Consider the following 8,998-nt stretch of genomic DNA (forward strand, 5'->3'; position numbering starts at 1 on the left):
CCGCGCGCTCCCGGACGGCTCCACCGCGGGCGAGCCCTCGGCCGCGTTACCCGTCCCCGAGGCGACGGGCGCGGCCTGCGGCACCTTCTTCCCGTCGCTCCCCGACGGCCACAACAGGAACGCCGCCGCTCCGATCGCCAGCAACCCGACCAGCACCACGAGCACCACGACCAGACCCGTCCGCGACCTCCTCGCGCCGGGCTCCACCCACCCCTCGGGAGGCACGTCCCGCATCCCCGGCACCAGCGGCGGCGCCCCGCCGCCGACCGGCTCCCCCGCTCCGGGCAGCGCGAACGCCGCCACCGGCCGGGTCGCCGACTCGTCCCCCACCGGCAGCCCGTCCATCCCCACCACGGCCTGCGGCCCGGTAGGCGCGTCGGGCGCCTCCCAAACCTCCCGCCCCACCACCCCGGCCTCGGCCACGGGCGCGGCCGCGAACAGCACGTCCGGCTTGGGCCGCAACAACTCCTCGGTAGCCTCCACCCCGACCTCGGAACCGGCCGCCACCACCCCCCGATCCGTCACCGTCTCCCCGACCACCATCCCCACATCCGCCAGGGTCTGCTCCCCCGCGGCCTCCCCCACCACCGACATCGGCGAGTCCGTGATCGTCACCGGCGCCACCCGCACATCAGGCCGAGGCGTCCGCCCACCGCCCCCCGGCGTCGCCGCCCCGTCCCCACCCTCGCCACCCACAGCACCCTCCACCCATAGCCTCTTCCCCCTGTCCGACGCCCCCCCACCCGCCAGGAGTTCATACCGCCCGCCCTCGCCGCCGACTCCCGACAAAAAATCGGCACAAGAGCACGTGCCTTCAGCGCCCTCGCCCCGGCGCCGGGGGGCCACGGGCATGGGGGGGCCGGCTTCGTCGGCGGCCGAGGTGTGGTCGTTCGAGGTCGTGCAGCAGGCGGGGCCCAAGCAGACCTGAGAAAAGCGCCGCCCCCTTGCGGGAAAGGCCCGTTTAAGAGGTGGCGATTTCGGGGTGGCGTTTGAGGTATTCGCGGACGAAAGGGCAGGTGGCGGTGATTTTCAGGCCGCGGGAATGGGCGTTGGAAAGGGCGGATTTGACGAGTTCGCTGCCCAGGCCCTGGCCTTCGTAGGCGAGGTCTATTTCGGTGTGGTGGAAGGAGATGGTGTTACCTTCCACCACATAGCGCGAGAAACCGGCCAATTGGCCGTCCACGTGGATCTCGTACTGGGAACGGGCGGTGTCGTCGGAGACCTTGACGTCAGACATGATCGTCGTTCTACCCGATCCGGGGGCGATCAGTCGGGTCGGTGATCAGTCGGGGCGTCAGCCGGCGTCGTAGCCGGCGCGGAGCAGGCAGTAGGTGACGGCCTCGTCGAGCGCCTGCCAGGACGCCGCGATGATGTTCTCGCCGACGCCGACCGTGCCCCATTCGGCCTTGCCGTCCGAGGAGTCGATGAGGACGCGGGTGACGGCGTCGGTGCCGTGCGAGCCCTCCAGGATGCGGACCTTGAAGTCGACCAGCTCCAGAGAGGCCAGCTCCGGGTAGAGCCGCTCCAGCGCGGTGCGCAGCGCCTTGTCGAGGGCGTTGACGGGGCCGTTGGCCTCGCCCGTCGAGACGATCCGCTCGCCCTTCGCGTGCACCTTGACCGTCGCCTCGGACACCTGGGAGCCGTCGGGACGCTGCTCGGCGATCACCCGCCACGACTCGACGGTGAAGTACCTGGTCGGCGTGCCCGCCAGCTCCTCGCGGAGCAGCAGCTCGAACGAGGCGTCCGCGGCCTCGAACGTGTAGCCCTGCGCCTCCAGGTCCTTGACGCGCGTGACGACCTCGGCGGCCTTCTCGCTGGTCAGGTTGTAGCCGAGCTCCTTGCCCTTCAGCTCCACCGACGCCCGCCCCGACATCGACGACACCAGCATCCGCATGTCGTTTCCCACGGCCATCGGGTCGATGTGCTGGTAGAGGTCCGGATCGACCTTGATCGCCGACGCGTGCAGCCCGGCCTTGTGCGCGAACGCCGAATGCCCCACATAGGGCTGCTGGAACGCCAGCGACACGTTCGTGATCTCCGAGACGGCGTGCGCGATCCGCGTCATCTCGGCGAGCTGCTCCGGCAGCACCAGATCCATCCCCCGCTTGAGCTGCAGGTTCCCGACCACGGTGAACAGGTTGGCGTTGCCGGAACGCTCCCCGTACCCGTTGGCGCACCCCTGCACATGGGTCGCGCCGGCCTTCACCGCGGCCATCGAGTTGGCGACGGCGCACCCGGAGTCGTCGTGGCAGTGGATGCCGACCCGGGCGCCCGCCGAGACCACGTCGTGGACGACGTCGGCGAGCTCGTCGGGGAGCATCCCGCCGTTGGTGTCGCACAGGGCGACGACGTCGGCGCCGGCCTCCGCGGCGGCCAGCACGACCTCCAGGGCGTACGCCCGGTTGGCCTTGTAGCCGTCGAAGAAGTGCTCGGCGTCGACGAAGACCCGCTGGCCCTCCGCACGCAGATGGGAGACGGTGTCGCGGATCATCGCGAGGTTCTCCGCCAGGGTCGTGCGGAGGGCCAGGTCCACGTGCCTGTCATGGCTTTTGGCCACGAGTGTGACGACAGGCGCGCGGGATTCGCGCAGGGCGGCCACCTGAGGGTCGTCGGCGGCCTTCAGACCGGCCCGGCGGGTCGCGCCGAACGCGGCGAGCTGCGCGTGCTTGAGGTCGAGCTCGGACTGGGCGAGCTTGAAGAACTCGGTGTCCTTGGGGTTGGCTCCCGGCCAGCCGCCCTCGATGAATCCGACGCCGAGCGAGTCCAGATGCCGGGCGATCGCCAGCTTGTCCTGGACGCTCAGGTTCAACCCCTCCTGCTGCGAACCGTCGCGCAAGGTGGTGTCGTAAACATGGAATGCGTCGTTCATCTGGAATTCCCCTCACAGACCCGGCAAACAAAAAGACCCCCCACGGGACGTGAGAGGTCTGCGCGCCGGCTTCGTCCTAGTGATCAGCCGACGCGCCGTCCGATAATGATCAGGTCGGTGCGCATAACACGAGCAGTGTTACACACGGGTAGCTCAACCGTCACATCGGTCTCGCGATATGAGATGGCCGTCAGGCCAGTTTGGTGATCCACGTGTAGGGGTCGGGGCGGTCGCCGTACTGGATGCCGACGAGCTCCTCGCGGAGGCGGGCCGTGACCGGGCCCATCGCGTCGGTGAGGGTGAACTCGCCGTCCTCGCCCTTGACCCGGCCGATCGGGGTGATCACCGCGGCCGTCCCGCAGGCGAACGCCTCGGTCAGCGCGCCGGACTCGGCGTCCTCGCGCCACTGGCCGGTGCTGACCTTCTCCTCCGACACCTTGATCCCCAGGTCGGGTGCGAGCCGCAGCAGCGAGTCGCGGGTGATGCCGGGCAGCAGGGTGCCGGTGAGCGGCGGGGTGACGATCCGCGCGTCCGGGCCGGAGCCGTACACGAAGAAGATGTTCATGCCGCCCATCTCCTCGATCCACCGGTGCTCGGCGGAGTCGAGCCAGACGACCTGGTCGCAGCCCTGCGTGACGGCCTGCTGCTGCGCCACGAACGCCGCCGCGTAGTTGCCGCCGCACTTGGCGAACCCGGTGCCGCCGGGAGCGGCCCGCGTGTACTCGGTGGACAGCCAGACCGACACCGGCTTGATCGCGCCGGAGAAGTACGCGGCCGACGGCGAGGCGATCACGCAGAACAGGTACTTGTCGGACGGGGCGTTGACGCCCATGCCCGTCTCGGTCGCGATGATGAACGGCCGCAGGTAGAGGCTGTGGCCCTCACGGGTCGGCACCCAGTCGCGGTCGGCGTCGACCAGCAGCTCCAGGGCCTTGACGAAGGTCTCCTCGGGCAGCCGCGGCATGGCCATCCGGTCGCACGACAGGTTGAACCGCGCGGCGTTGGCCTCGGGACGGAAGGAGACGATCGAACCGTCCGGCTGCCGGTAGGCCTTCAGCCCTTCGAACAGTTCCTGCGCGTAGTGGAAGACCTTGGTCGCCGGATCGAGGGCGAGCGGGCCGTACGGCCTGAGCTGGGCGTTGTGCCAGCCCTCCGCGCCCGACCACTCGATGGTGACCATGTGCTCGGTGAAGATCTGGCCGAAGCCCGGATTCGCCAGCAGCGCCTCGCGCTCCTCGGCGGACTTGCGCTGGTCAACAAGGTTGACGTCGAACTCGATCATGTGTCGTACCTCTCCCGGATCACCGGTATGGACGATACCGGCAATCTCCATTGTGGTCTCTATCTCACCTTCCGCGGCACACGAAGAAGGCGTGCCGCGGATCTTGCTCGCGGCACGCCTTCTTACTGAGGGGCAGGCTGCCGCCTACCCGGCTACTCGCTTGGCGATGGCGTCCCCGACCTGGGAGGTCGAGCGGGGACCGGTGCGCTCGGTGAGGTCCTCACCGACGGCGGTTTCGATCTTGCGGGCGGCCTCGGGCAGGCCGAGGTGGTCCAGCAGCATGGCGACCGACAGGATCGTGGCCGTCGGGTCGGCCTTCTGCTGGCCCGCGATGTCGGGGGCCGAGCCGTGGACGGGCTCGAACATCGACGGCGCGGTGCGGTCGGGGTTGACGTTGCCGGACGCCGCCAGGCCGATGCCGCCGGCGATCGCGGCGCCGATGTCGGTGATGATGTCGCCGAACAGGTTGTCGGTGACGATCACGTCGAACCGCCCCGGGTCGTTGACGAAGTACATGGTCGCGGCGTCGACATGGGCGTAGTCGGTGGTGACGTCGGGGAACTCGACGCCGACCTCGCGCACCAGGCGCTGGTAGAGCTCGCCCGCGAAGGTCAGCACGTTGTCCTTGTGCACCAGGGTCAGCTTCTTGCGCGGACGGCCGTTGGCCAGCTCGAACGCGTACCGCACGACCCGCTCGACCCCGAAGGCGGTGTTGACGCTCTCCTGGGTGGCGACCTCGTGCGGGGTGCCCTTGCGGATCACGCCGCCGACGCCCGTGTACGGCCCCTCGGTGCCCTCCCGGACGACGATCATGTCGATGTCGTCGGGGCCGACGCCCGCCAGCGGGGTGGTGACGCCGGGGAACAGCTTGACCGGCCGCAGGTTCACATAGTGGTCGAGCTCGAACCGCAGGCGCAGCAGCAGCCCGCGCTCCAGGGTGCCGGACGGGACGGTCGGGTCGCCGATCGCGCCGAGCAGGATCGCGTCATGGCCCTTGATCTCTGCGAGCACCGCGTCGGGCAGGGCCTCACCGGTGCGGTGCCAGAAGGCGGCGCCGAGATCGTAGGTGGTCTTCTCGATCGCGAGGTCGTACTGACCGGCGATCACGTCGAGGACCTTCAGGCCTTCGGCGACGACCTCGGGGCCGATGCCGTCACCTGCGACGACTGCGAGACGGATTGTGCGAGCTGCCATGGGCGCAGCCTAGTACATCCGTCTCACCTCTCGGGCATCCATCTCACCTGTCGAGAAGCTTGACGGCGTGCCCCCCGCAAGGGAGGCTCAGGGGGACAAATGCATAAAGAGGCGACGGTGTGCAGGAACCCGGTGTGATCCCGGGACGGTCCCGCCACTGTGACCGGCCCCCTTCGCGGGGGCCCGGAAGTCAGGAGACTGACCCGTCGTCCTCCCATCATCGGGGCGAGGCACCCCGAAAGGAGACCCCACACTCATGTCCGCCATGGACCAGACGCAGGTGGACGTCCGACCCGTCGTCGGAAACCTGCGCACCTACGCCGTCATCGCGTTCGCCGTCCTCTTCTCTCTGCTGACGCTCTACGCGCTGCTGTACGCGCCGCAGACCTACCTGCACGAGCTGGCGCACGACGGTCGCCACCTGCTCGGCGCCCCCTGCCACTGATGAGCAACGAGATCCTCCCCCGCCTGATCGGCCGGGGAGTGCTTTCCGGTGCCTTCGCGGGCCTCGTGGCGGGCGCCTTCGCCTTCTTCGTGGCCGAACCCACCATGGACCGCGCGGTCGAGCTGGAGTCGCAGCGCAGCGCCGCCGAGACCACCGGCATGACCGTCGACGAGATGGAGGAGGTGTTCACCCGCTCCGAGCAGCACCTCGGCCTGATCCTGGCCACGGTCGGCGCGGGCATCGCCTTCGGCGTCCTGTTCGCCGTCCTGTACTGGGCCCTTTTCCACCGATCCGCCTCGACCCGCCCCTGGGAACGTTCCCTCGGGCTGGCCGGCGCGGCCTACCTGGGCTTCTATCTGCTGCCCTTCCTCCGCTACCCGGCCAACCCGCCGGGGGTCGGCGACCCCGAGTCGCTGGACTCCCGCTCGTACGGCTGGACGGCGGCGATCGCGATCGGGTTGATCGCGGTGTTCGTCGCCTGGCGGCTGTACGCGTCGCTGAAGGGGCGGCCGGAACACGTCCGCCAGTCGGCGGCGGTGGCGCTGGTCGTGGTCGCGCTGGCCCTGACCTTCCTGCTGCCGGACAACGACGACCCGCTGCCCGTCCCCGCGGACCTGCTCTGGAACTTCCGGGCGCTGGCCGTGGCGTCGTCCACGATCCTCTGGACGATGCTGGGCGCGGCCTTCGGCTTCCTGGGCCTGCGGGCCGCGCAGAAGGCGAAGACACCCGAGTCCGTCGACGCCTGATCGACCGCTGCAGGGAACGGGCTCCGCAGGCTGCGGGGCCCGTTCCGCTATTTGGTGCGGGCGGCGTCGATGAAGGCGCGGCCCGGTTCGGTGGGGTTGCCGTCGCCGTCCATCAGCCCGGTCGGGTTGTTGCGCGTGTTGGGCAGCGCGTACCAGGCGTAGCGTTCGAGGTAGGGCAGTTTGGCGAGCATCGACGTCGCGGACTTCACGAACGCGGCCTGCTGCCAGAGCGGCGGGTAGAACATGCCGCCCTCATGGTTGATCAGCGCGAACTCCGTCAGCCAGATCGGTTTGCGGTACCGCGCGTAGGTCCGTTCGAGATAGCCCTTGAGCTCGCTGACGGCCGTCGCGGTGTCGAAGTTCTTGGTGTAGAAGTGCAGGGCGATGAAGTCGACGCGGTAGCCGCGCTGCTCGGCGCCGCGCATGAACTGGTCGAGCCAGCGGCCGGGGATGTCGCCACCCCAGACGGGTGCGGGGCTGCCGAGCCGTTTGCCGGTCTTCTCGAGCTGCGGCCACAGGTCGAGCGCCTGCTCGACGGACATGTTCGCCTGGCCCGCCATGTCGGGTTCGTTGAAGCCGAGCAGGGTCCTGCCCTGTACCTGGCCGACCTGCCCGATGTCCTTCGCGCTCCAGATCATCGGGACGAACTCGACGCCGGGCGGGGCGCCGTACCAGTCGTTCGGGCTCCAGGTGTAGTACCAGCACGAGCCGGAGCCGGTGAGCGCCTTCTTGGTGATGTCCCAGGTCCCGACGCCCTTCATACAGCTCCCGGTCTTCGGGATGGAGGGCGGCGTCTTCTGCTTGCCCCCGTCCTTCTTCCCGCGAGTGCCGCCCCCGGTGCCCTTCGGCTGGAGCCCTGGCGCGGGCATCGCCTCGGGCGCGGGCAGCGCCACGACCTTCCCCCGGTCCTCCGCCTTGCCGGAAGGCTTCCCCGCACTCTTCGGCACGGACGCCTCGGGCGTCGGCGTGAACACGGCCCCCGGCTCCCCGCCACTGCACGCGGCGGACAGCAGGCACAGGGACGTCAGGGCGGCGGTCAGCCCGAGCAGCCGGCGCGAGGAGGGCATGGAGTGGGGGTCTCTCGTCATCGGGTGCGGGCGGCCTGCATGAAGGCGCGGCCCGGCGCGGTCGGGGAGCCGTCGTCGTTGAACAGGCCGGTCTGGTTGCCGCGGCTGGTGGGCAGCGCGAACCAGGCGTAGCGTTCGACGAACGGCAGGCCTTCCAGCATCTTGGTGGCGGCCTTGGCGAAGTTCGCCTGCTGCCACTGCTCGGGGTACTTCTGGCCGCCGACCAGGTTCATCAGCGCGAACTCCGTCAGCCAGATCGGCTTGCCGTACCGGTTGTGGACGTTGGTCAGATACTGCTTCAGCTCGGCGACGTTGGTGCCGTCACCGAAGGTGTCCTCGTAGTAGTGCAGCGCGACGAAGTCGACGCGCAGCCCGCGCTGCTTGGCGCCCTGCATGAACCGGTCGAGCCAGCCGCCGGGACGGTCGCCGCCCCAGGACGGCGCCGGGCTGCCGAGCCGCTTGCCGGTCGCGACGAGCTGCGGCCACAGGTCGAGCGCCTCTTCGGGGCTGAGGTTGGCCTCGCCGCCGAGATCGGGCTCGTTGAAGCCGAGCAGGTTCCCGCCCTTGGCCTGACCGATCTTGCCCAGGTCGCGGCGGCCCCAGATCATCGGGACGAACTCGGTGCCGGCGGGCGCGCCGTACCAGTCGTCGGTGCTCCAGGAGTAGTACCAGCAGGAGCCTGAGTCGGTGAGCGCCTTCTTGGTGATGTCCCACATGCCGACGCCCTTGAGGCAGTTGCCGGTCCTGGGCACCGACGGCGTGTTGCTGCCGTCGCCGTCGTTCTTCTTGCCGCCGGGCTTCTTCTTGTCGCCGGCTCCGCCGCCCGTGCCCTTGGGCTGGATCGCGGGTGCGGGCATGTCCTCGGCGGCGGGCAGCGCCACGACCTTGGGCCCCGGCTGCTGCTTCGGGGTGTCGCCCGAGGGCTCCACGGCGGTCGCGTCGGGCGTCGGGGTGAAGGTGACGTCTTCGGGGTCGCCGCTGCAGGCGGTGGCGAAGACGGACGCGGCCATCAGGGCCGCGGTGATCCCCAAGAATCGGCGGGTGTGAGCCATCGCGAGCGTCGCCTCTCGATCATCCGGGAGTTGAACCCTCTCACAGACCTCGACCGTTCTGTTACTTCTCAGGAGAAATCACACGGAAGGTGACAGGAGTACCGCCAGTCGCTCCGGTCCCGAGACGCCCAGCTTCGCGCAGATCTCGACGAGCTGCTCCGCGACCATCCGGGGCGGGAGCTGGACGCGTTCGGCGATCTCGTGCTCGGTGGTGCCCGCCGCGACCAGCTCGGCGATCTCGTACTGGACGCGGGACAGGTCGGGGACGGCGGCCGTGCGCAGCGCGGGCGTGCGGACCTGGTCGCACCGCTGCACCAGCACCCAGGCGCGGGTGCCCGCCGCC

Annotated in this window: 8 protein-coding genes, 2 pseudogenes and 1 riboswitch; of the genes and pseudogenes, 2 read left to right on the forward strand and 8 right to left on the reverse strand. The window is 69.7% G+C overall.

The annotated features are described in order from the left end of the window. The 5 genes and pseudogenes from ACYVE7_RS23055 to ACYVE7_RS23075 form a co-directional block, all read right to left on the reverse strand. Positions 1-615 (reverse strand): annotated as a pseudogene (locus tag ACYVE7_RS23055) (hypothetical protein); the annotation flags it as partial. 346 nt (positions 616-961) lie between these two features. Beyond that, on the reverse strand, positions 962-1,237 hold the full coding sequence (locus tag ACYVE7_RS23060; protein ID WP_460367093.1) for a GNAT family N-acetyltransferase: 276 nt from the start codon (positions 1,235-1,237) through the stop codon (positions 962-964). Between the two features lie 57 nt (positions 1,238-1,294). Further along, positions 1,295-2,869: a citramalate synthase gene (gene cimA, locus ACYVE7_RS23065; RefSeq protein ID WP_460367094.1), complete on the reverse strand. Its 1,575-nt coding sequence runs from the start codon at positions 2,867-2,869 to the stop codon at positions 1,295-1,297. A 190-nt stretch (positions 2,870-3,059) separates the two neighbouring features. Beyond that, on the reverse strand, positions 3,060-4,151 hold the full coding sequence (locus tag ACYVE7_RS23070; RefSeq protein WP_460367095.1) for a branched-chain amino acid aminotransferase: 1,092 nt from the start codon (positions 4,149-4,151) through the stop codon (positions 3,060-3,062). 144 nt (positions 4,152-4,295) lie between these two features. After that, entirely contained in the window at positions 4,296-5,345 is a 1,050-nt protein-coding gene (locus ACYVE7_RS23075; protein WP_460367096.1) for a 3-isopropylmalate dehydrogenase, read from the reverse strand. Positions 5,346-5,419: 74 nt separating this feature from the next. Continuing rightward, positions 5,420-5,566, forward strand: a riboswitch (cobalamin riboswitch). 35 nt (positions 5,567-5,601) lie between these two features. Between ACYVE7_RS23075 and ACYVE7_RS23080 the strand changes: the two genes are divergently transcribed. Both ACYVE7_RS23080 and ACYVE7_RS23085 read left to right on the forward strand, forming a co-directional pair. Beyond that, positions 5,602-5,790 carry a CbtB domain-containing protein gene (locus ACYVE7_RS23080; protein WP_460367097.1) on the forward strand — a complete coding sequence of 63 codons (189 nt, stop codon included), beginning with the start codon at positions 5,602-5,604 and terminating at the stop codon, positions 5,788-5,790. Further along, positions 5,790-6,536 (forward strand): CbtA family protein, encoded by a 747-nt coding sequence (locus ACYVE7_RS23085; protein ID WP_460367098.1) that lies wholly within the window; start codon positions 5,790-5,792, stop codon positions 6,534-6,536. The genes ACYVE7_RS23080 and ACYVE7_RS23085 overlap by 1 nt, the downstream gene beginning before the upstream one ends. A 47-nt stretch (positions 6,537-6,583) precedes the next feature. On the opposite strand, the gene ACYVE7_RS23090 is transcribed toward ACYVE7_RS23085, so the two are convergent. The 3 genes and pseudogenes from ACYVE7_RS23090 to ACYVE7_RS23100 form a co-directional block, all read right to left on the reverse strand. Continuing rightward, entirely contained in the window at positions 6,584-7,603 is a 1,020-nt protein-coding gene (locus ACYVE7_RS23090) for a glycoside hydrolase family protein (RefSeq protein ID WP_460367099.1), read from the reverse strand. A 17-nt stretch (positions 7,604-7,620) separates the two neighbouring features. Continuing rightward, the gene (locus ACYVE7_RS23095) at positions 7,621-8,634 is read right to left on the reverse strand and encodes a glycoside hydrolase family protein (protein WP_460367100.1); all 1,014 of its coding nucleotides are present in this window, start codon (positions 8,632-8,634) and stop codon (positions 7,621-7,623) included. 99 nt (positions 8,635-8,733) lie between these two features. Then, positions 8,734-8,998, reverse strand: a pseudogene (locus tag ACYVE7_RS23100) (hypothetical protein); the annotation flags it as partial.

The organism is Actinocorallia lasiicapitis (genome assembly GCF_054778695.1).

Excerpts from the sequence above, each read along its gene's own strand:
- ACYVE7_RS23060 (WP_460367093.1), bottom strand. The coding sequence starts at position 1,237 with ATGTCTGACGTCAAGGTCTCCGACGACACCGCCCGTTCCCAGTACGAG.
- cimA (WP_460367094.1), bottom strand. The coding sequence starts at position 2,869 with ATGAACGACGCATTCCATGTTTACGACACCACCTTGCGCGACGGTTCG.
- ACYVE7_RS23070 (WP_460367095.1), bottom strand. The coding sequence starts at position 4,151 with ATGATCGAGTTCGACGTCAACCTTGTTGACCAGCGCAAGTCCGCCGAG.
- ACYVE7_RS23075 (WP_460367096.1), bottom strand. The coding sequence starts at position 5,345 with ATGGCAGCTCGCACAATCCGTCTCGCAGTCGTCGCAGGTGACGGCATC.
- ACYVE7_RS23080 (WP_460367097.1), top strand. The coding sequence starts at position 5,602 with ATGTCCGCCATGGACCAGACGCAGGTGGACGTCCGACCCGTCGTCGGA.
- ACYVE7_RS23085 (WP_460367098.1), top strand. The coding sequence starts at position 5,790 with ATGAGCAACGAGATCCTCCCCCGCCTGATCGGCCGGGGAGTGCTTTCC.
- ACYVE7_RS23090 (WP_460367099.1), bottom strand. The coding sequence starts at position 7,603 with ATGCCCTCCTCGCGCCGGCTGCTCGGGCTGACCGCCGCCCTGACGTCC.